We start from the raw sequence: 18,649 nt of genomic DNA, 5'->3' as shown, positions 1-18,649 counted from the left end.
CACGTTTAATTCATGTTGAATCCCGGACAACTCTTTCCCACGGGCGCTTTCCGCCCCATTCCGGGCCGAAACGCTGGCTTATGCTCCCTAATCAGGCACCTGCGCATCGCTCGTGTCGCAGGCAGCACAGCACTTTGGGAGTGAGAGATGGCGAACGGAACCGTCAAGTGGTTCAACTCTGAGAAGGGCTACGGCTTCATCACGGTCGACGGCGGCGGGCAGGACGTGTTCGTCCACTACTCCGCCATCGACATGTCGGGATACAAGGTCCTCGAAGAGGGCCAGCACGTCGCGTTCGAGGTCGGCACCGGGTCCAAGGGCCCGCAGGCCGAATCGGTGCGCGTGGTCTGAAGCCCCCGCCCTGCCTGGAGCCGTCGTCCGCCTCGTGCGGGCGGCGGCTCCTCGCGTTGCGCCAGGCGCCGGCATCACTTGCACTCCTCCCGGGTGAGTGCCAGAATCGCTGTTGGCACTCGCTCCAGTCGAGTGCCAACGACGGAATTCCCCTGACGTCCGGGAGGGACGAAGAACACACATGGCCAAGATCATTGCTTTTGACGAAGAAGCCCGCCGCGGCCTCGAGCGTGGACTCAACACCCTGGCCGATGCGGTCAAGGTGACCCTCGGCCCGCGCGGCCGCAACGTCGTGCTCGAGAAGAAGTGGGGAGCCCCCACCATCACGAACGACGGCGTGTCGATCGCCAAGGAGATCGAGCTCGACGAGCCGTACGAGAAGATCGGCGCCGAGCTCGTCAAGGAGGTCGCCAAGAAGACCGACGACGTCGCCGGCGACGGCACCACCACCGCGACCGTCCTCGCCCAGGCGCTCGTCCGCGAGGGCCTGCGCAACGTCGCGGCCGGCGCCGACCCGATCAGCCTGAAGAAGGGCATCGAGAAGGCCGTCAAGGCCGTCACCGCCGAGCTCGTCGCCGGCGCCAAGGCGATCGAGACCAAGGAGGAGATCGCGGCCACGGCCTCCATCTCCGCCGCGGATCCCGAGATCGGCGCGATCATCGCCGAGGCGATCGACAAGGTCGGCAAGGAGGGCGTCGTCACCGTCGAGGAGTCGAACACCTTCGGCACCGAGCTCGAGCTGACCGAGGGCATGCGCTTCGACAAGGGCTACCTGTCGCAGTACTTCGTCACGGACCCCGACCGCCAGGAGGCCGTGTTCGAGGACCCGTACATCCTGATCGTCAACTCCAAGGTCTCGAACATCAAGGACCTCCTCCCCGTCGTCGACAAGGTGATCCAGGCGGGCAAGCAGCTGCTGATCATCGCCGAGGACGTCGACGGCGAGGCGCTGGCGACCCTGGTCGTCAACAAGATCCGCGGCATCTTCAAGTCGGTCGCCGTCAAGGCCCCGGGCTTCGGCGACCGTCGCAAGGCGCAGCTCCAGGACATCGCGATCCTCACCGGTGGCCAGGTCATCTCCGAGGAGGTCGGCCTCAAGCTCGAGAACGTCACCCTCGACCTGCTCGGCTCGGCCCGCAAGGTCGTCATCACCAAGGACGAGACCACGATCGTCGAGGGTGCCGGCGACGCCGAGGCCATCGCCGGCCGCGTCGCGCAGATCCGCGGCGAGATCGAGAACACCGACAGCGACTACGACCGCGAGAAGCTCCAGGAGCGCCTCGCGAAGCTCGCCGGTGGCGTCGCGGTCATCAAGGCCGGAGCTGCGACCGAGGTCGAGCTCAAGGAGCGCAAGCACCGCATCGAGGACGCCGTCCGCAACGCGAAGGCCGCCGTCGAGGAGGGCATCGTCGCCGGTGGTGGCGTCGCCCTCATCCAGGCCGGCAAGCTCGCCTTCGAGAAGCTCGAGCTGGTCGGAGACGAGGCGACCGGAGCGAACATCGTCCGCGTCGCCATCGACGCCCCGCTCAAGCAGATCGCCCTGAACGCCGGCCTCGAGCCCGGCGTCGTCGCCGCCAAGGTCCGCGAGCTGCAGACCGGTTGGGGCCTCAACGCCGCGACCGGCGAGTACGTCGACCTGATCGCCGCCGGCATCATCGACCCGGTCAAGGTCACGCGCTCCGCTCTGCAGAACGCCGCCTCGATCGCCGGTCTGTTCCTCACCACGGAGGCCGTCGTCGCCGACAAGCCCGAGCGGAACCCCGTCGCCGCAGGCGGAGACCCCACGGGTGGCATGGACTTCTAGTCCGACCCGCACCACGCAGAAGGCGGTTCCCCTCCGGGGGAGCCGCCTTCGGCGTTTCCGGGCGGCGTCCTCGGTCCGCAGACGGTCGAGGACGCCGCCGGCGGGTCAGAACGCGAACAGGCGCGCGTTGGCCTCCTCGGTCTCCGCGTACTGCTGCCCCGCCGTCCCCAGGGCGAGCGCGATCGATTCGAGCCCGTCGTCGACCTGCCCCTGCGTGGTCCGCCAGAGGCCGACCACTCCCTGGAACGCGGTCGAGGCCTGCCCCGTCCACGAGCTCTCGAGGCCGGTGAGCAGAGCGAGCATGCCGGCCACCTCGGCGCGGATGCGGTCCGCGGAGCCGTGGATCGAGCCGCTCGCGGTGCTGATCGCGTCGATGTCGGTCTGGAAGTGGGTCATGTCAGGTCCTCTCACTCGTCCGCGCCGGTCGGCGCGTGGGAGAGAACCTAGGGCGGACCGCGTCGGCCGCGCGGGCCGTCAGGCCGCAGCTGGGGACGGATCGCCGTCCGGGTCGACGGTGAGGAGAGGCAGGGCGACCCGGAAGGTGGCGCCGCCGCCCGGAGTCTCGACGACGTCGACCCGGCCCTTGTGCGCCGCGACGATGGAGGAGACGATCGCGAGCCCCAGGCCGCTGCCGCCGGTCTCGCGGGTGCGCGAGGTGTCGGCGCGCCAGAAGCGCTGGAAGATCTTCTCCCGGATCTGCGGCGGGATGCCCTCGCCGTGGTCGATGACCTCGAGGAAGGCCAGCCGCCGCGCGCGGTCGACGGCGACGCCGACCTCGATCGGGGTGTCCTCAGGCGTGTAGCGGACGGCGTTGCCGATCAGGTTGGTCAGCACCTGGCGGATCTTGTTCTCCTCCGCCATCACCAGCGCCGGGACGCCGACCTGCTCGGGCTCGGGGGCGGTGCCCGCCGCGAGGTCCTCGGCCGGGACACGGCGCGGGCGGCGGCGGAAGCGCGCCAGGCGTGCGCCGGCGGCTGCGATCGGCCCGGTGAGCCCGGCGGCGGCCGGAACCTCCATGGTCTGCGTCGCGGTGCCGGACGGCTCGTCCATCTCGAGCGCGGGCGTCTCGACGGGGGTGTCGTCGCGGGTCTCGACGCCGAAGTCGCGGTCGGGCCAGGAGGCCATGGCGTCCATCGCGGCGTCGCGGGCGAGCGGCATCAGGTCGACGGGGGAGAGGGCCAGCGGCTTGGTCTCGTCGAGGCGGGCGAGCTCGAGGAGATCCTCGACGAGGCCACCCATCCGGATCGCCTCCTTCTCGATGCGCTCCATCGCCTGGCCGACCGCCTCGGGCGTCTGCAGCGCGCCCATCCGGTAGAGCTCGGCGTAGCCGCGGACGGAGACGAGGGGGGTGCGCAGCTCGTGGCTCGCGTCGCCGACGAAGCGGCGCATCTGGTCGATGGTGCGGGCGCGGTCGCGGAAGGCGCTGTCGATGCGCACCAGCATCGCGTTCAGCGAGCGGTTGAGGCGGCCGACCTCGGTGTTGGGCGTGGTGCCGTCGAGGCGCTGGCTGAAGTCGCCGTCGGCGATCGCGGCGGCGGTCTGCTCCACCTGGCGCAGGGGAGCGAACGTCGTGGTGACGAGCAGCCGCGTCAGCATCGCGCCGATGACGACGATCGCGACGCCGAACCCGAGGAAGATCGTCAGGTAGATCGTCATGATGTTGTCGATGTCGCGCGTCGACGTGGCGAGCAGCAGCGTCTGGTAGTCGTTCCCGCGGGAGTACACCGTCGAGACGGCGTGGTACTCGATCCGGTCGTTGACGCTCATCAGCGCCTTCGGCTCGCTGGAGGCGCTCAGGGCGTCCTCGATCGAGTAGCGCGAGGGGAAGGCGGGGTCGGTGCCCTGCCCGGCGTTCGAGTAGACGAGCTTCCCCGAGGAGTCGTACACGGCGCCGTAGTAGTCGTCCGACTCGGAGAACTGGGAGACCCCCTGCGCGGAGAGGTCGGTCGCCACCTTCTGCACCTTGTCGGCCAGCTGCGCGTCGAGCTGAGCGACGAGCTGCGGCTTCAGCATCGTCATCGTGCCGATGCCGGAGACCAGCAGGCCGAGGGTCAGCAGGAGGACGGTGACGGCCGTGATCTTCGTGCGCAGCGAGATGGAGTTCCACCGCTCGGCCAGACCCTGGTGCATGGCGGTGGAACTCCCTCGAAGTCGTGCGGGCGCCCGCCCCCTCACGGGGCCGGCGCCGGGGCGGCGGAGGTCAGACCTTCGCGACCTTCAGCATGTATCCGAATCCTCGCTTGGTCTGGATGAGCGATTCCTCCGAATGCGTGTCGAGCTTACGTCGCAGGTACGAGATGTAGGACTCGACGATGCCCGCATCGCCGTTGAAGTCGTACTCCCAGACGTGATCGAGGATCTGCGCCTTGCTGAGCACCCGGTTGGGGTTGAGCATCAGGTAGCGCAGCAGCTTGAACTCGGTCGGGCTGAGCTCGACCGGCTCGTCGCCGACGAGGACCTCGTGCGTGTCCTGGTCCATCGTGAGCTCGCCGGCGCGGATGACCGCGTCCTCCTCGGCGTGCATCGTGCGGCGGAGGATCGCCTTGATGCGCGCCACGATCTCGTCGAGACTGAACGGCTTGGTGACGTAGTCGTCGCCGCCGACGGTGAGACCGGTGATCTTGTCCTCGGTGTCGTCCTTCGCCGTGAGGAAGAGGATCGGCGAGGTGTAGCCGGCCGAGCGCAGGCGCTTGGTGACGCCGAAGCCGTTCATATCCGGCAGCATCACGTCGAGGATGATGAGGTCCGGCTCCTCCTCGAGGACTGCGGAGATCGCCTGAGCACCGTTACCCACCGCGCGCACGGCGAAGCCGGCGAAGCGGAGGCTCGTGGTGAGCAGGTCGCGGATGTTGGGCTCGTCGTCGACGATGAGAATGCGGGGTCCGTCCATGCGGACAGTATCTGCGCGTGGCCTGGGTGAAGTCTGGGAGTCGCGTGACCGGTTGCTCGTCGAGGGCTCGGCGCAGCCGGAGAGGTCTCCGCTAGGAGGAGCGGCGGCGGCGGACGCCGACCACGAGCATCGCGATCATCATCAGGAAGGCGATCGGCAGGCCGACCAGCGGCAGCGCGAGGACGAACTGCCAGAGGCTCCCGCTGTAGTCGCGGACGCCCATCATCGGCGCCACCAGGACGGCGATGAACGCGATCACCGTCACGACGATGATCGCGACGAACATGTAGGCGAGCACGCGCTCCGCGCGTCCGATGCCCGCGGGCTGCTGTGGCTTCACGGGTCAAGGATAGGGCGGGTGCCGTCCTCTAAACTGATGGCTGCTTCATTTCCAGGAGGGGTTCTGCATGCCTACCGGCAAGGTCAAGTTCTACGACGAGGAGAAGGGCTTCGGCTTCATCAGCACTGATGACGGCCAGGAGGTCTTCCTGCACGCTTCCGCGCTGCCCTCCGGGACCGCGGTCAAGGCCGGCACCCGCCTCGAGTTCGGCATCGCCGACGGCAAGCGCGGTGCGCAGGCCCTCTCGGCCCGCATCATCGACACCCCGCCCAGCATGGTCAAGCTCAGCCGCAAGTCGGCCGACGACATGTCCGTGATCGTCGAGGACACGGTCAAGCTGCTCGACGGCATCGGCACCGGCCTCAAGCGCGGCCGCTACCCCGACAAGGCCCACGGGCGCACCATCGCGACGCTGCTGCGCCGGGTCGCGGACGAGCTCGATGCCTGACGCCGGCGAGACGACCGGCGATCCGTCGCCCGAGAACGACGGGGCTCCGGACACCGGGTCCGAGGCTCCGACCGAGGGTCCCGCGGACTCGCAGGACGGCGTCCCGGCGTCGCGCACTCCCGCGCCGGCGGTCTGGAGCGACGAGATCGACGAGGAGGACGAGGACGATTCCGACGAGGACTCCGACACCGACTCCGATGACGGAGGAGAGCCTGACGCCGGGTCCGCAATGTCCGCCGGAGAGCCGGAGCGCGCGCCCGTGTACGAGCTCGACGCCGTCCTCGCCGGCTCGGAGGACCGTGCGCGCGAGGCGCTGCTCGACATCACGACCGCCGACACGATCGGCGACCTGGTCGCGACGCTCGCCCAGGGCGAGCACGTGGTCTCGCTGCAGTTCACCAATCTGATGCGCGGTTACCCGGGCTGGCTCTGGACGGCGACGCTGTCGAGGATCGACGAGTCCGAGGACGTCAACGTGCTCGAGGTCGAGCTGCTGCCGGGCGAGGGCTCCGTGCTCGCGCCCGACTGGGTGCCGTGGTCGGTCCGGCTCGCGGACTACCGCGCGGCGCAGGACGCCAGCGGTGAGCGCGACGAGACCGAGGACGACGAGTACGACGACGACACCGTGGTCGACGGCGACGCGGCGGAAGCGGACGAGGACGAGATCCTCGACGACGACGACGAGGCGGACGACGACGACGTCCCGGACGACGAGGACTCGGACGACGACGACGACTCCGACGAGGAGGACTCGGACGACGACGACGACACCGACGACGAGGACTCGGACGAGGACGACTCGGACGGCGAGGACGCCGGCGCCGAGGACGGGTCGGGAGCCTCGGCCGCCGGTCGACGCGGCGGCAGCGGTCGCGGACGGCGGCGCCGCCGCCGGTGAGGACCCGGTCGAGCGGGGACGCCCTCGCTCGGCCACGGCGCCGGCCGCGCGCGCGGACGCCGGTGGATCAGCGGCGGTTGCGGCTGTAGAACAGGCCGATCGTGCCGAGCACGACGCCGATCACGACGGTCGACAGGACGAGCGGCGGCACGGTCGCGCCGGCCGCCGCGGCGATCAGCACGCCGACGAGGGCGAGCACCCAGACGATGCAGCCCACGAGGAGCGCCGTCGCGTCGTCGGACGCGTAGGGCGGGGGAGCGGGGCGGCGCTCGTCCGGACGGAGCCAGAGCCTCATCCCGCGCCTCCCCGTTCCCCGGTCGCTCAGTCGGCCAGGCGCTCGATGACGTGGTCGATGCAGCCGAGCAGCGAGCGGACGTCGTCCGGCTCGATGGCGACGAAGGTCGCCACGCGCAGCTGGTTGCGGCCGAGCTTGCGGTACGGCTCCGTGTCGACGATGCCGTTCGCGCGCAGGATCTTCGCGATCACCGCGGCGTCGACGGAGGCGTCGAAGTCGACGGTGGCGACGACCTGCGAGCGGTGCTCGGGCACCTCGACGAACGGGGTCGCGACCGGCGAGGCCTCGGCCCAGTCGTAGATCGCCGACGAGGACTCGAGAGTGCGCGCCGACGCCCAGGCCAGTCCGCCGCTCTCGTTCATCCACTGGAGCTGCGACTCCATCAGCAGCAGCGTGGAGAGGGCGGGGGTGTTCAGCGTCTGGTTCAGGCGCGAGTTGTCGACGGCGTTCTGCAGGCTCAGGAACTCGGGGATGTAGCGACCGCTCGCCGCGATCCGCTCTATCCGCTCGATCGCGGCCGGCGAGAAGAGGCCGAACCACAGGCCGCCGTCCGAGGCGAAGTTCTTCTGCGGGGCGAAGTAGTAGACGTCGGCCTCGGCCGCGTCGAAGTCGATGCCGCCGGCGGCGCTGGTCGCGTCGATCACCGTGAGCGCGCCCTCGTCGCCGTGCACGCGCCGGACCGGCGCCATGACTCCGGTGGAGGTCTCGTTGTGCGGCCAGGCATAGACGTCGACGCCCTCGAGGATCTCGACCTCGCTGCGCGAGCCGGCCGGGGCCGAGACGACGTGCGCGGGCTCGAGGAACGGCGCGGACGCCGCCTTCGCGAACTTCTGGCCGAACTCGCCGAAGGTGAGGTTCTCGGCACGGCGGTCGATCAGCGAGAAGGCGGCCGCGTCCCAGAAGGCGGTCGAGCCGCCGTTGCCGAGCAGGACCTCGTAGCCCTCGGGGATGCGGAAGAGCGTCGCGAGGTGCTCGCGCACGGACCCGACCAGGTTCTTGACCGGAGCCTGCCGGTGCGAGGTGCCGAGGAGGTGCGCGCCCTGCGTCGCGAGGTGCGCGAGCTGGTCGTGCCGCACCTTGGACGGGCCGCAGCCGAACCGCCCGTCGTGGGGGAGGAGCTCGCGAGGAATGGTGACGTCCGGCATGCGTTAATACTAGGGTTCCCGGCCCGCCCCGCCTTCGACCATCGGAGGCCCTGCGCCCTGCCCCGTCGACGGAGACGGGACACGGTGCCCAGTAAGGTTGTGCGCGCTGAGACCGGAAGGCTGAGATGACGGATCTGATCGACACGACCGAGATGTACCTGCGCACCATCCTGGAGCTGGAGGAGGAGAACATCATCCCCCTCCGGGCCCGCATCTCCGAGCGGCTCAGCCACTCCGGCCCCACCGTCTCGCAGACCGTCGGCCGGATGGAGCGCGACGGCCTCGTCGTCGTCTCCGGCGACCGCCACCTCGAGCTGACCGGCGACGGACGCCGCAAGGCGATCCACGTCATGCGCAAGCACCGCCTCGCCGAGCGCCTCCTCCACGACGTCATCAAGCTCGACTGGGAGTTCGTGCACGAGGAGGCCTGCCGCTGGGAGCACGTGATGAGCGAGCAGGTGGAGCGCCGCCTCCTCGAGATGCTCGACCACCCCACCGAGTCGCCCTACGGCAACCCGATCCCGGGGCTCGACGAGCTGGGGGACACCCCGGCGTCGCGCTTCGCGGACGGCGTCATCAGCATCCCCCGCTTCGTCGCCGGCTCGGCCGAACCCCAGCGCGGCACCGTCCGCCGGCTGGGCGAGCCGGCCCAGGTCGACCCGGAGCTGCTCCTCCAGCTCAAGCAGGCCGGGGTCGTCCCCGGGGCCGAGGGCGAGTTCTCGGCACTGAACGGCTACGTGCTCGTGCGCATCGACGGCGTGGAGGCGGGCATCGAACTGCCCAACGAGGTCGCTGCGCACATCTTCCTCGTCAGCTGAACGTCCGCTCCACGCGCACTACAGCATCGGAGGGTCGGAGCGGGACACGATCTCGTCTCCGGTTGGTGACAAATCGGTAACGGTCGCTTACGCTCTGTGGAGCCCTGCGCCCGAACCCCGGTCGTGAGGCGCGGTGTCCGACGTCCCTTCCCGTCTCGGACTCCGTGAACGCCGATGCTTCGCGCACTCGAGACGGGACAGCTGCCTGGGCTGGCGGGACGTCGGAGGTCCTCCCCCTTGCCCCAGAACCCCACCACCCCCGCCGGTTCCCCCGACCGGTTCCGCTCCACCCACCCGGACAGCCCCCGCACCGCGTCCTCCTTCGAGAACCGTCCGCCGGTGATGCGCGCCCGCTATACGGACGAGGCCCCCGTCGCCCGCCGGGCCGTGCCGACGGCGCCGTCGCGCCAGGCCGACGTCACGGACTTCGTGCCGACGCCCGCCGGCTCGCCCCGCAAGCGCAGCCGCGGCCGCACGATCGGCAAGGTCGCCATCGTCGGATTCGCCGGAGCGCTCGTCGCGACCATGGCGCTCCCCGCCTACGCCTTCTCGCCCGGCACCGAGAGTGACGGGCTGTTCGCCGCCTCGAAGGCCGACCTTCTGCGCCAGGGCGACGCGCAGACCGTCGCCGTCGCCGGGGGAGTGGTCCAGGCGGCGATCGCCCGCGACGGCTTCACCGCCGAGGCCGCGCCGCCGCCCCCGCCGCCCGAGCCGGAGCCGGTCGTCGAGCCCGTCGTCGACACCACCGACGTCGCCGAGGCCCGCGCCGAGACCGCCGAGAGCTTCAATTCCTACGAGGGCGCCTCGGCCAGCGAGCTCGCGGCGAGCGCGCCGAGCACGAGCTACAGCCTCTCCGCCGTCTTCGACACGGCGCTGCAGTACCAGGGCGTGCCCTACGTCTTCGGCGGCGCGGACCCCAGCGGCTTCGACTGCTCCGGCCTCGTCATGTACGTCTTCGCCCAGTACGGCATCTCGATGCCGCACTCCGCGGCGGGCCAGGCGGCGATGGGCACGCAGATCCCGCTGTCCGAGGCGCAGCCCGGCGACCTGGTGATCATGCCGGGCCACGACGGCTTCTACGCGGGCAACGGCAACATCCTGCACGCGCCGTACGAGGGCGCGAGCGTCCGCGTGCAGCCGATCTGGACGAGCAACTACACGATCGTCCGCATCTCCGGCTGACGACGACCGCGAGCATCGGCCGAGAGCCCGTCCCCTCACCGGGGCGGGCTCTTGCGCGTTCCCGGCAGTGCCGGCCCGCCGCGCGCCGTGTGAACTGCGGATGACGAAAACCCCGGATCCTCTGGTGTTCCGGGCGCGAAGGGTTAATCTGAACCTCAGTCCGCTCGCGTGGCGAGCGGAGCGATTCGTCGAGGGACGGAGTGCCGGGATGGCCGAGCGGAACGGGCACCACTGCGTGGGGCTGCGTTCGCGCGTGCGGCGGACCGACGCGATCCGGGCGGGGATCCTCCTCGCCGCACTCCACTCCGCCGACACTCGGATACGGCACCACGTCACCGTGCGGCTCTGCGCCGCGGCCTCGAAGGGCGCCGTCATCACGACGGCGCCCTTTCGCGTGGTCGCGGCGCCTCCGTGCGGCGGCGTGCGACAGCACGGAGGTCACTGATGCGCACACTCGTCCTCAACGCCGGCTACGAGCCGCTCGCGGTGGTGTCGTTCAAGCGGGCGCTGGTGCTGCTGATGACCGAGAAGGCGATGATCATCGTCGCCGACGAGGAGCACCCGGTGCACGGAGCGACCGGCGACTACGTCCGGCCCTCGGTGATCGTGCTCACGCGCTACGTCCGCATCCCGAGTTCGCGGAGCGTGCCGGTCTCGCGCCGCGGGGTGCTGCGGCGCGACAACCACCGCTGCGGCTACTGCGGCCAGCACGCGAACACGATCGACCACATCCAGCCGAAGTCGCGCGGCGGGCGGGACACCTGGGAGAACCTCGTCGCCTGCTGCCACCGCTGCAACAACGTCAAGAGCGACCGGACGCCGCTCGAGATGGGATGGCAGCTGCGCTCCGTGCCGCGGATGCCGCGCGCCGGCTCCTGGCTCGTGCGCGGTGCCGAGCGCACCCAGCCCGAGTGGGACGACTACCTCACGGCGGCGGCGGCCTGACCCCCGCCGCGAGATGCCACTTGTGCGCGCTCGACACGGCGTGTCGCGTGCACAAGTGGCATCTCGCGGGGAGCGAGAGGGGGGGGGCTACTCGTTGTCGCCGCCGGTGGCCTCGGAGGCGTTGCCGGAGCGGGAGCCGGACCAGGTCCAGTTCGCGACCTCGGGGATGTCCTCGCCGTGCTCGCGGGTGTACGCGCGGGCGCGGATCCGGGCGTCCTGCATCTCCTGGCGGAGGCCCGCCGCCTTCGCGCCGAGACCGGGCGTGCGGTCGATGACGTCCATGACCAGCGAGTAGCGGTCGAGGTCGTTGAGCATCACCATGTCGAACGGCGTGGTGGTCGTGCCGTTCTCCTTGTAGCCGCGGACGTGCAGGTTGCCGTGGCCGGTGCGCTTGTAGGTCAGACGGTGGATCAGCCACGGGTAGCCGTGGTACGCGAAGATCACCGGTCGGTCGGGCGTGAAGACCGCGTCGAACTCGCGGTCCGAGAGGCCGTGCGGGTGCTCGGACTCGGACATCAGCCGCATCAGGTCGACGACGTTGACGGTGCGGATCGCGAGGTCGGGCAGCGCCTCGCGGAGGATGCTGACGGCCGCGAGGGTCTCGAGGGTCGGGACGTCGCCGGCGCAGGCCATCACCACGTCGGGCGACTCGCCGCGGCGCTCGCTGCTCGCCCACTCCAGGATGCCGAGGCCGCGGGTGCAGTGCGTGACCGCCTCCGCCATGGTGAGCCAGGCGGGAGCGGGCTGCTTGCCGGCGACGACGACGTTGACGTAGTCGACGCTGCGCAGGCAGTGGTCGTAGACGGAGAGCAGCGTGTTCGCGTCGAACGGCAGGTAGACGCGGACCACCTCCGGCTTCTTGTTGACGACGTGGTCGATGAAGCCCGGGTCCTGGTGGCTGAAGCCGTTGTGGTCCTGGCGCCAGACGTGGCTGGAGAGCAGGTAGTTGAGGCTCGCGATCGGGCGGCGCCACTCGATGTCGCGGGTGCCGTCCAGCCACTTCGCGTGCTGGTTGAACATCGAGTCGATGATGTGGATGAAGGCCTCGTAGCAGGTGAAGAGCCCGTGCCGGCCGGTGAGCAGGTAGCCCTCGAGCCAGCCCTGGCACTGGTGCTCGGAGAGCACCTCCATCACGCGGCCGGCGCGGGCGAGGTGGTCGTCGAGCGGGCTGAGCTCGGCGTTCCACTGCTTGTCGGTCGCGGCGTAGACGCTCTGCAGGCGGTTGCTGGCGACCTCGTCGGGGCCGAAGATCCGGAAGTTCGTCGGGTTCTCGCGGACGACGTCGGCGAGCCACTCGCCGAGCACCTTCGTCGCCTCCGCGACGGTGCCGCCCGGCTCGTGCACGACGACCTCGTAGCGGCGGAAGTCCGGCAGCCGGAGGGTCTGGCGGAGCAGGCCGCCGTTGGCGTGCGGCGTCGCGCTCATCCGCAGCTCGCCCTCGGGGGCGAGTGAGCGGACGCGGTCGGCGATCCCGCCCTCCTCGGTGAACAGCTCCTCGGGGCGATAGGACCGCATCCAGGTCTCGAGCAGGCGGGTGTGTGCCTCGGTATCGCGGGCGTTCGCGAGCGGGACCTGGTGGGCGCGGTAGGTGCCCTCGACCTGCACGCCGTCGATCTCCGCGGGGCAGGTCCAGCCCTTCGGGGTCTTCAGGATGATCATCGGCCAGGCGGGGCGGGAGAGGTCGCCCTCGGCGGCGCGCGCCTTGATCGCGGCGATGCGGTCGAGGACGGTGTCGAGGACCGCGGCGAAGCGCTCGTGCACGCGCATCGGGTCCTCGCCGTCGAAGCCGCCCTCGACGGTGAACGGCTCGTGACCGTAGCCGCGCATCAGGCTCTCGAGCTCCTCGTGGGGGATGCGGGCGAGGACCGTCGGGTTGGCGATCTTGAAGCCGTTGAGGTGCAGGATCGGCAGCACGACGCCGTCGGTCGCGGGATTCACGAACTTGTTCGAGTGCCAGCTGGTGGCGAGCGGGCCGGTCTCGGCCTCGCCGTCGCCGACCACGGCGGCGACCAGCAGGTCCGGGTTGTCGAAGGCGGCGCCGTAGGCGTGGCTGAGGGAGTAGCCGAGCTCGCCGCCCTCGTGGATGCTGCCGGGGGTCTCGGGGGCGGCGTGGCTCGGGATGCCGCCGGGGAAGCTGAACTGGCGGAAGAGGCGGCGCAGGCCGTCCTCCGTCTCGTCGATGTGCGAGTAGATCTCGCTGTAGGTGCCGTCGAGGTAGGCGTTGGCGACCATGCCCGGTCCGCCGTGGCCGGGGCCGGTGATGTAGAGCGTCGGCTGCGCGCGCTCAGTGATCGCGCGGTTGAGGTGCGCGTAGATCAGGTTGAGGCCGGGGGTCGTGCCCCAGTGTCCGAGCAGGCGCGGCTTGATGTGCTCCCTCGCGAGGGGCTCGCGCAGCAGCGGATTGGCGAGGAGGTAGATCTGGCCGACCGCGAGGTAGTTCGCGGCGCGCCACCAGGCGTCGATGGTGTCGAGGGTGGCGGGGTCGAGCGGACTGTCGTCCCTGGCGGCCCAGACGTGCTGAGCGGCGGGGGAGGTGAGGGATGCGGCCATGCTGCAACGCTCCCAGGCGAGCGCGCGGGACGGAAGGGCCTTGCGGGCGGCGGGGCGCCGTCCGGACGGGGCTGCTCGCCGCAGAACATCAGCTGAGAAAGAAGGGCATCGCTCCTCAGCGGATGCCCCCCTCTCTCAGCTGATGTTGCGCGGCCGGATCAGCCGCGCGGGGTGGCTCGGCGGAGGATCAGGGCGCCGAGGACCGCGGACAGGACCGTCGGGACGAGCAGCAGGGCGAAGGCGCCCGTGAAGCCGATCGCCTGGAAGGCGAGCCACACGGAGTCCCAGCTGTCGGTGAGGGTGAACAGGGCGACCAGGCCGACGATCAGCGCGCCGAGGGCGAGGAAGAAGACGGTCATCCCCGTGGCCCGCCAGCGGACGTAGACGGCGGCGACCGCCGAGCCGGCGAAGAAGAAGAAGAGGAAGAGGCTGAAGGTCGCGAAGGTCTGGGCGAGCCAGGAGACGTCGCTGTAGGCGGCGGCGCGGAACATGTAGCCGCCGAGCCCCCAGCCGTTCGTCGCCTGCTCGAGCGCGGACATCGTGGAGTAGAGGACGGTCCAGGCGGCGGACAGGCCGACGAAGGTCAGCGCCGTGCCGAGGGAGTAGTCGCGGCGGGTCGAGCCGTAGCCCAGCGCGAGGGCGAAGGTGACATTCGTGGCCTGGACGGCGACGACCAGCATGTAGATGAAGATGAAGGTCGTGCCACCGGTGATCTGCACGCCGGAGTCGCCGCCGGCCGCCGGGACGCCGACCATCCGCAGCACGAGCAGCCAGATGATCAGGCTGCCGATGAAGATCGCGCCGAGGATCGCGAGCGGGGTGACGAGCAGCGTCGCCGGGTTGGCGAGGTGCAGCCGGACGATGCTGAGCAGGCGGTGGCGCGCGACGGAGCGCTGCGGGGCGAGGGCGGTCATGAGGCGGCCTTTCCGGTGGTCAGCTGGACGACGAGCTGCTGGAGCGAGACGGGCTCGAGCTCCAGGCCGCGGTGGCGGGCCTCGTCGCGGTCGGCGGTGCCGAGGTGGGGGAGCGTCGCGGTGGCGAGGCCGCCGACTCCGCTGCGGGAGAGGACCTCGCGGTCCTCGGTGAAGGAGTCGACCGCGGCACGGCTGCCGGTGACGGTCGCGGCGGCACCGCGCAGCTCCTCCGTGTCGCTGTCGACGAGCAGGCGGCCGTCGTCGATGACGAGGACGTGCTCGAGGAGGCTGCTGACCTCGTCGATCAGGTGGGTGGAGAGGAGCACGGTGCGCGGGTGCTCGGCGAAGTCGGCGAGCAGGCGGTCGTAGAAGAGCTGCCGGGCGACAGCGTCGAGGCCGAGGTACGGCTCGTCGAAGAAGGTCAGCGGGGCGCGGGAGGCGAGGCCGACGATGACGCCGATCGCGGAGAGCTGGCCGCGGCTGAGCTTCTTGACGCGGCGCTCGAGCGGGAGGCGGAAGTCGACGACGAGCTGCTGGGCGAACTCCTCGTCCCAGCCCTCGAAGAACCAGCGGGCGCTGCGGAGGACGTGCTTGACCTTGAAGTCCTCCGGGTACTTCTGGCTCTCCTTGATGAAGCAGGTGCGGGAGAGGACGGCGGCGTTCTCGACGGGTGCCTCGCCGAAGACGCGAATGCTGCCGGTGCTCGCGAACTCCTGGCCGGTGAGCAGCGACATCAGGGTGGTCTTGCCGGCGCCGTTGCGGCCGAGGAGGCCGTGGATCCGGTTCTCCTCGAGGGTGAAGCTGACGTCGGAGACGGCGTGCATGCTGCCGTAGTGCTTGCTGAGGCCGGCGACCTCGATGACCGCGCTCATCGCGATCCCCCTTCGATGTCGGTGATCATGGCGGTGAGCTGCTCGCGGGTGAGGCCGAGCTTGGCGGCCTCCGCGAGGAGCGGTGCGACGAACTGGTCGCGGAACTGCGTGCGGCGCTTCTCGACCAGGCGGTCGCGCGCTCCCTCGGCGACGAACATGCCGATCCCCCTCTTCTTGTACAGGACGCCCTCGTCGACGAGCAGGTTCACGCCCTTGCCGGCCGTGGCCGGGTTGATGCGGTGGAACGCGGCGAACTCGTTCGTCGACGGGACCTGGTCCTCCTCGGGCAGCGCGCCCGCGATGATGTCGTTCTCGATCTGCTCGGCGATCTGCAGGAAGATCGGGCGGGAGTCGTCCATGGGGCTCCTTCCCTCGGTCTGGGTGCTTCGTGGTGTATTGGTTAGTTGGTGCAGTAACTAACCAACCATGCGCCTCGTGCCGTGTCAAGAGCGACGGGTCCGGGCGATCGGTACACTGGACGGCACCGGCCTCTGTAGCTCAATGGAAGAGCGACTCCGTCCTAAGGAGCAGGTTGGGGGTTCGAGTCCCTCCAGGGGCACCAGGGTTCCTTCTCTCCGTAAGCGGCATCCGGTCGTTCACTGTCCCCCGTTCGTCGGCCTGTCGGCCGCGTCCGCGGCGCACGAGTCACCACGCGGGAGCCGGCGCGGTGAGGCGGCGTTATGCGCCAGCCGGGCGGCGCTGAGAGAACCTCGCCTATCGTCGTCCGCAGAGACGTCGGGATCCTCGGTCAGTGGTGCGCCGTCCGTCGTCCGCGGAGGTATGGATGCGATGGACGGGGCGCGGCGAAAGCCTGCGGGTCGGCGGTGGGCGTCTCGCGTGGCTGCGGTCGCCGATCGTCCCTCTCGCGCTCCTCGCGTTCGCGGTGTACTCGACCTACTCGATCTCGCGGGCCGACCAGTTGCTCACAGCCGGCTACGACCTCGGCATCTTCGACCAGGCGGTGCGGGCGTACTCGCAGTTCCGGCCGCCGCTCTCGCCGTTGAAAGGCGACGACTTCAATCTGCTCGGCGACCATTTCCATCCGGTCCTCGTCGTTCTCGCTCCGCTGTACTGGATCTGGGATGACGGTCGCGTGCTTCTCGTGGCGCAGGCCGGACTCGTCGCAATCTCCTCCGTGTTCGTCTGGCGCTTCGCTCGTCGCCGGGCGGGCGCGGGGGTGAGCTGCCTGATGGTGGCCGGATATCTCCTCGGCTGGCCGCTGCAATGCCTGGCCGACTTCGATTTCCACGAGGTCGCGTTCGCGGTGCCGGTCCTCGCGTGGGCGGTCGATGCGATCGACAGCCAGAGGGATAAACAACTCGCAGCGGCAACGGTGATCCTTCTCCTGGTCCGGGAGGACATGGGGGCTGTGGCGCTGATTCTCGGTCTTCTGCGGGTCGTGAGGAGGCCTAGGGTACTTGGCGTGATCCTCGCCGCTCTCGGGGCAGCGGTATTTGTGGTCGTTGTGCTGGTTGTGATCCCGGCATTCAGCGGACGCGCATACGCGTACTGGGACTACGGAGACCTCGGGCCCGACTCGGCGAGCGTCGTGCGCACTCTCCTTGTTCGGCCCTGGGTCGCGATCACGCTCTTCTTCACCCCGGTCGTGAAGACGTTCACTCTGCTGAGTCTCTTCTCTCCGCTTCTCTTCCTTCCGCTTTTGTCCCCGATAAGCCTGCTCGGTCTTCCGCTTCTGGCCGAGCGTTTTCTTTCTGATCGGTCCTCACTCTGGACGAGCGAATTCCACTACAACGCGCCCGTCTGGGTGGTGCTGTTTCTGGCCGCTCTTGACGGCGGAGAGCGTCTTCTCGATCGAACCGCTTGCTCCTCGCCGCTTCGCGGAAGGGTAGCGCTGATCGTGGGAATAATCGTCTGCGCCGTGCCTGTCATAGGTACCGTTGTCATCGACGACCGGCAGACCTACCCGCTGGGTCGAATCGCCGCGGGGGAGGTTTGGGTGAGAAGTCAACACATGATCGACCAGGCTGCGGCGGTCGCGCATGTACCTCCGTCGACCTGCGTAGCGGCCGATGATCGTCTCGTCCCGCTTCTCACGCGAACGAATCGGGTATCGCTTCCGGGTGTGCTTCAGCGAGCTCCGGATTTCTATGTCCTGGATCTTGGTCAAGAGGAAGCCGGGTCGGTTCGCGGACTGAAGATGAAGACCTCAACCATTCTTGGCGACGCGGTTGCGGATGGCTACCGTCTTATAGCGAGCTTCGGCACTGTTGAAGTCCTTGAGTCGCCGGACTACACCGGTCCCTCGAAAGATTGCGCGCGTTGACGCCGACGCTTGAGTGGGCCCCACGGGTGAATCCGGGGGGCCCACTCGGTCGTTGCTGCGCTCAGGGACGAATGAGACCGGTGTTCCAGGTCTGAGTCGAGTTGCCATTCGGCTGATCCTTGTGAATCAGTCTGACCGAGCATTCACCTCTGTTGCCGACGGCGAACACATAAGAGTTCGTTCGTGCCGGCGTCGCATTGAATTCGCCGCCGTCTCCGAACCAGTTGCCGTCAGCGCACCAGAGCTGGAAGTCGTAGCGGCCGGCGTTTCCCGGCGTGAACGCCGCACGATAGCCTCCGTTCGACACTGTCGCACACAACGTGCCTCCAGCCGCTGTCACACAGGACGACGTTGCGGCCGCCGCAATGGGCGCCAGGAGAAGTGAGCCCGCGGTAGCGGCAGAAAGTGCGTAGACGAGAGGCGGTAGCGTCCTCAGAATTCGCATCATGATGACGTCCTAACCTACGTAGCCGGTTGTCCAGACCTGGCCGGTCGCGAGTTTCTTGATCTGGACCTCGCACGGCCCCTGTCCGCCGACGGCGAAGACGTAGGTGTAAGTGTTTGTCGCCGTTGCGGTGAACGCACCTTCGCTGCCGAACCACTTCCCGTTGCTGCAGGCGAGGTTGAAATCCATCACCTCCGATGGCCCGGAATTCTTGATGTATTTCGCTTGATACCCCCGTGGGTCGGTATTCACGAATACGAGATTGTCTTTTGCTGTCGTCGGATATCCCGGCGACCCCGCCTCTGCGGCAGGCGCGCACCCGATGGCGCATGCGCAGATGCAATCGATCGTCAGGATTGTCTTTGAGACTTTATTCATGATTGGCTCCGTGTCTTCTCTCGAGTGAGAGCTCGGTCGTCGGCGGACGTGGCTCTCTTCTTCCGCGGCTTTGTCTGTTGCACTGGGGCG

At 69.2% G+C, this 18,649-nt stretch carries 20 protein-coding genes and 1 tRNA gene; 9 read left to right on the top strand and 12 right to left on the bottom strand.

Annotated features, from left to right (window positions below; translation table 11 throughout):
* The first annotated feature begins 147 nt into the window (after positions 1–147).
* Positions 148–351, top strand: coding sequence for a cold-shock protein (locus tag EDF35_RS01420; RefSeq protein ID WP_123445168.1), 204 nt, complete (start codon positions 148–150; stop codon positions 349–351).
* 181 nt (positions 352–532) lie between these two features.
* Positions 533–2,155, top strand: coding sequence for a chaperonin GroEL (groL, locus tag EDF35_RS01415; protein ID WP_123702372.1), 1,623 nt, complete (start codon positions 533–535; stop codon positions 2,153–2,155).
* A gap of 105 nt (positions 2,156–2,260) precedes the next feature.
* On the opposite strand, the gene EDF35_RS01410 is transcribed toward groL, so the two are convergent.
* The 4 genes from EDF35_RS01410 to EDF35_RS01395 all read right to left on the bottom strand — a co-directional run bounded on the left by EDF35_RS01410 (position 2,261) and on the right by EDF35_RS01395 (position 5,385).
* The gene (locus tag EDF35_RS01410) at positions 2,261–2,551 is read right to left on the bottom strand and encodes a WXG100 family type VII secretion target (protein WP_133960538.1); all 291 of its coding nucleotides are present in this window, start codon (positions 2,549–2,551) and stop codon (positions 2,261–2,263) included.
* 78 nt (positions 2,552–2,629) lie between these two features.
* Entirely contained in the window at positions 2,630–4,285 is a 1,656-nt protein-coding gene (locus EDF35_RS01405; protein WP_123445171.1) for a HAMP domain-containing sensor histidine kinase, read from the bottom strand.
* A 70-nt stretch (positions 4,286–4,355) separates the two neighbouring features.
* On the bottom strand, positions 4,356–5,045 hold the full coding sequence (locus EDF35_RS01400; RefSeq protein ID WP_085475163.1) for a response regulator transcription factor: 690 nt from the start codon (positions 5,043–5,045) through the stop codon (positions 4,356–4,358).
* 91 nt (positions 5,046–5,136) lie between these two features.
* A complete protein-coding gene (locus EDF35_RS01395) occupies positions 5,137–5,385 on the bottom strand; it encodes a hypothetical protein (RefSeq protein ID WP_243582849.1) in 249 nt (82 codons plus the stop codon).
* Positions 5,386–5,452: 67 nt separating this feature from the next.
* Between EDF35_RS01395 and EDF35_RS01390 the strand changes: the two genes are divergently transcribed.
* Both EDF35_RS01390 and EDF35_RS01385 read left to right on the top strand, forming a co-directional pair.
* Entirely contained in the window at positions 5,453–5,833 is a 381-nt protein-coding gene (locus EDF35_RS01390; RefSeq protein WP_123445172.1) for a cold shock domain-containing protein, read from the top strand.
* A complete protein-coding gene (locus EDF35_RS01385) occupies positions 5,826–6,731 on the top strand; it encodes a DUF3027 domain-containing protein (RefSeq protein WP_243839809.1) in 906 nt (301 codons plus the stop codon). Before EDF35_RS01390 ends, EDF35_RS01385 begins: the two co-directional genes overlap by 8 nt.
* Before the next feature lie 67 nt (positions 6,732–6,798).
* On the opposite strand, the gene EDF35_RS01380 is transcribed toward EDF35_RS01385, so the two are convergent.
* On the bottom strand, positions 6,799–7,026 hold the full coding sequence (locus EDF35_RS01380; protein WP_123702378.1) for a DUF2530 domain-containing protein: 228 nt from the start codon (positions 7,024–7,026) through the stop codon (positions 6,799–6,801).
* 26 nt (positions 7,027–7,052) lie between these two features.
* Positions 7,053–8,171, bottom strand: a complete 1,119-nt coding sequence (gene serC, locus EDF35_RS01375) for a phosphoserine transaminase (RefSeq protein ID WP_123702380.1) — start codon at positions 8,169–8,171, stop codon at positions 7,053–7,055.
* 125 nt (positions 8,172–8,296) lie between these two features.
* On the opposite strand from serC, the gene EDF35_RS01370 reads away from it, so the two are divergent.
* The 3 genes from EDF35_RS01370 (at position 8,297) to EDF35_RS01360 (ending at position 11,116) form a co-directional block, all read left to right on the top strand.
* Entirely contained in the window at positions 8,297–8,989 is a 693-nt protein-coding gene (locus EDF35_RS01370; RefSeq protein ID WP_123702382.1) for a metal-dependent transcriptional regulator, read from the top strand.
* Between the two features lie 237 nt (positions 8,990–9,226).
* Positions 9,227–10,171, top strand: coding sequence for a C40 family peptidase (locus tag EDF35_RS01365; protein ID WP_243839808.1), 945 nt, complete (start codon positions 9,227–9,229; stop codon positions 10,169–10,171).
* A 444-nt stretch (positions 10,172–10,615) separates the two neighbouring features.
* Positions 10,616–11,116, top strand: coding sequence for an HNH endonuclease (locus tag EDF35_RS01360; RefSeq protein ID WP_123445178.1), 501 nt, complete (start codon positions 10,616–10,618; stop codon positions 11,114–11,116).
* Positions 11,117–11,203: 87 nt separating this feature from the next.
* Here EDF35_RS01360 and EDF35_RS01355 read toward each other — a convergent pair whose 3' ends face one another.
* The 4 genes from EDF35_RS01355 to EDF35_RS01340 all read right to left on the bottom strand — a co-directional run bounded on the left by EDF35_RS01355 (position 11,204) and on the right by EDF35_RS01340 (position 15,811).
* Positions 11,204–13,666, bottom strand: coding sequence for a phosphoketolase family protein (locus EDF35_RS01355; RefSeq protein WP_133960537.1), 2,463 nt, complete (start codon positions 13,664–13,666; stop codon positions 11,204–11,206).
* Between the two features lie 158 nt (positions 13,667–13,824).
* Entirely contained in the window at positions 13,825–14,580 is a 756-nt protein-coding gene (locus tag EDF35_RS01350) for an ABC transporter permease (RefSeq protein ID WP_133960536.1), read from the bottom strand.
* On the bottom strand, positions 14,577–15,452 hold the full coding sequence (locus EDF35_RS01345) for an ABC transporter ATP-binding protein (RefSeq protein ID WP_133960535.1): 876 nt from the start codon (positions 15,450–15,452) through the stop codon (positions 14,577–14,579). The genes EDF35_RS01350 and EDF35_RS01345 overlap by 4 nt, the downstream gene beginning before the upstream one ends.
* Entirely contained in the window at positions 15,449–15,811 is a 363-nt protein-coding gene (locus EDF35_RS01340) for a GntR family transcriptional regulator (RefSeq protein ID WP_123445182.1), read from the bottom strand. The genes EDF35_RS01345 and EDF35_RS01340 overlap by 4 nt, the downstream gene beginning before the upstream one ends.
* A 128-nt stretch (positions 15,812–15,939) precedes the next feature.
* Between EDF35_RS01340 and EDF35_RS01335 the strand changes: the two genes are divergently transcribed.
* Positions 15,940–16,014, top strand: a tRNA-Arg gene (locus tag EDF35_RS01335).
* Between the two features lie 222 nt (positions 16,015–16,236).
* Positions 16,237–17,736 (top strand): DUF2079 domain-containing protein, encoded by a 1,500-nt coding sequence (locus tag EDF35_RS01330; protein WP_133960534.1) that lies wholly within the window; start codon positions 16,237–16,239, stop codon positions 17,734–17,736.
* 61 nt (positions 17,737–17,797) lie between these two features.
* Here EDF35_RS01330 and EDF35_RS01325 read toward each other — a convergent pair whose 3' ends face one another.
* Positions 17,798–18,043: a hypothetical protein gene (locus EDF35_RS01325; protein ID WP_133960533.1), complete on the bottom strand. Its 246-nt coding sequence runs from the start codon at positions 18,041–18,043 to the stop codon at positions 17,798–17,800.
* A 150-nt stretch (positions 18,044–18,193) separates the two neighbouring features.
* Positions 18,194–18,559, bottom strand: a complete 366-nt coding sequence (locus EDF35_RS01320) for a hypothetical protein (RefSeq protein WP_133960532.1) — start codon at positions 18,557–18,559, stop codon at positions 18,194–18,196.
* Between the last annotated feature and the right edge of the window lie 90 nt (positions 18,560–18,649).

The organism is Rathayibacter sp. PhB151, from assembly GCF_004366415.1.
In the GTDB taxonomy this organism is placed as follows: Bacteria; Actinomycetota; Actinomycetes; order Actinomycetales; family Microbacteriaceae; genus Rathayibacter; species Rathayibacter festucae.
Note: the sequence above shows the minus strand (reverse complement) of the source record. Positions and strands in the feature narration are given on the sequence as shown.

Bases quoted from the DNA above. Each gene is read 5' to 3' on its own strand.
- EDF35_RS01420 (WP_123445168.1), top strand. From the start codon at position 148: ATGGCGAACGGAACCGTCAAGTGGTTCAACTCTGAGAAGGGCTACGGC.
- groL (WP_123702372.1), top strand. From the start codon at position 533: ATGGCCAAGATCATTGCTTTTGACGAAGAAGCCCGCCGCGGCCTCGAG.
- EDF35_RS01410 (WP_133960538.1), bottom strand. From the start codon at position 2,551: ATGACCCACTTCCAGACCGACATCGACGCGATCAGCACCGCGAGCGGC.
- EDF35_RS01405 (WP_123445171.1), bottom strand. From the start codon at position 4,285: ATGCACCAGGGTCTGGCCGAGCGGTGGAACTCCATCTCGCTGCGCACG.
- EDF35_RS01400 (WP_085475163.1), bottom strand. From the start codon at position 5,045: ATGGACGGACCCCGCATTCTCATCGTCGACGACGAGCCCAACATCCGC.
- EDF35_RS01390 (WP_123445172.1), top strand. From the start codon at position 5,453: ATGCCTACCGGCAAGGTCAAGTTCTACGACGAGGAGAAGGGCTTCGGC.
- EDF35_RS01385 (WP_243839809.1), top strand. From the start codon at position 5,826: ATGCCTGACGCCGGCGAGACGACCGGCGATCCGTCGCCCGAGAACGAC.
- EDF35_RS01380 (WP_123702378.1), bottom strand. From the start codon at position 7,026: ATGAGGCTCTGGCTCCGTCCGGACGAGCGCCGCCCCGCTCCCCCGCCC.
- serC (WP_123702380.1), bottom strand. From the start codon at position 8,171: ATGCCGGACGTCACCATTCCTCGCGAGCTCCTCCCCCACGACGGGCGG.
- EDF35_RS01370 (WP_123702382.1), top strand. From the start codon at position 8,297: ATGACGGATCTGATCGACACGACCGAGATGTACCTGCGCACCATCCTG.
- EDF35_RS01360 (WP_123445178.1), top strand. From the start codon at position 10,616: ATGCGCACACTCGTCCTCAACGCCGGCTACGAGCCGCTCGCGGTGGTG.
- EDF35_RS01355 (WP_133960537.1), bottom strand. From the start codon at position 13,666: ATGGCCGCATCCCTCACCTCCCCCGCCGCTCAGCACGTCTGGGCCGCC.
- EDF35_RS01350 (WP_133960536.1), bottom strand. From the start codon at position 14,580: ATGACCGCCCTCGCCCCGCAGCGCTCCGTCGCGCGCCACCGCCTGCTC.
- EDF35_RS01345 (WP_133960535.1), bottom strand. From the start codon at position 15,452: ATGAGCGCGGTCATCGAGGTCGCCGGCCTCAGCAAGCACTACGGCAGC.
- EDF35_RS01340 (WP_123445182.1), bottom strand. From the start codon at position 15,811: ATGGACGACTCCCGCCCGATCTTCCTGCAGATCGCCGAGCAGATCGAG.
- EDF35_RS01330 (WP_133960534.1), top strand. From the start codon at position 16,237: ATGCGATGGACGGGGCGCGGCGAAAGCCTGCGGGTCGGCGGTGGGCGT.
- EDF35_RS01320 (WP_133960532.1), bottom strand. From the start codon at position 18,559: ATGAATAAAGTCTCAAAGACAATCCTGACGATCGATTGCATCTGCGCA.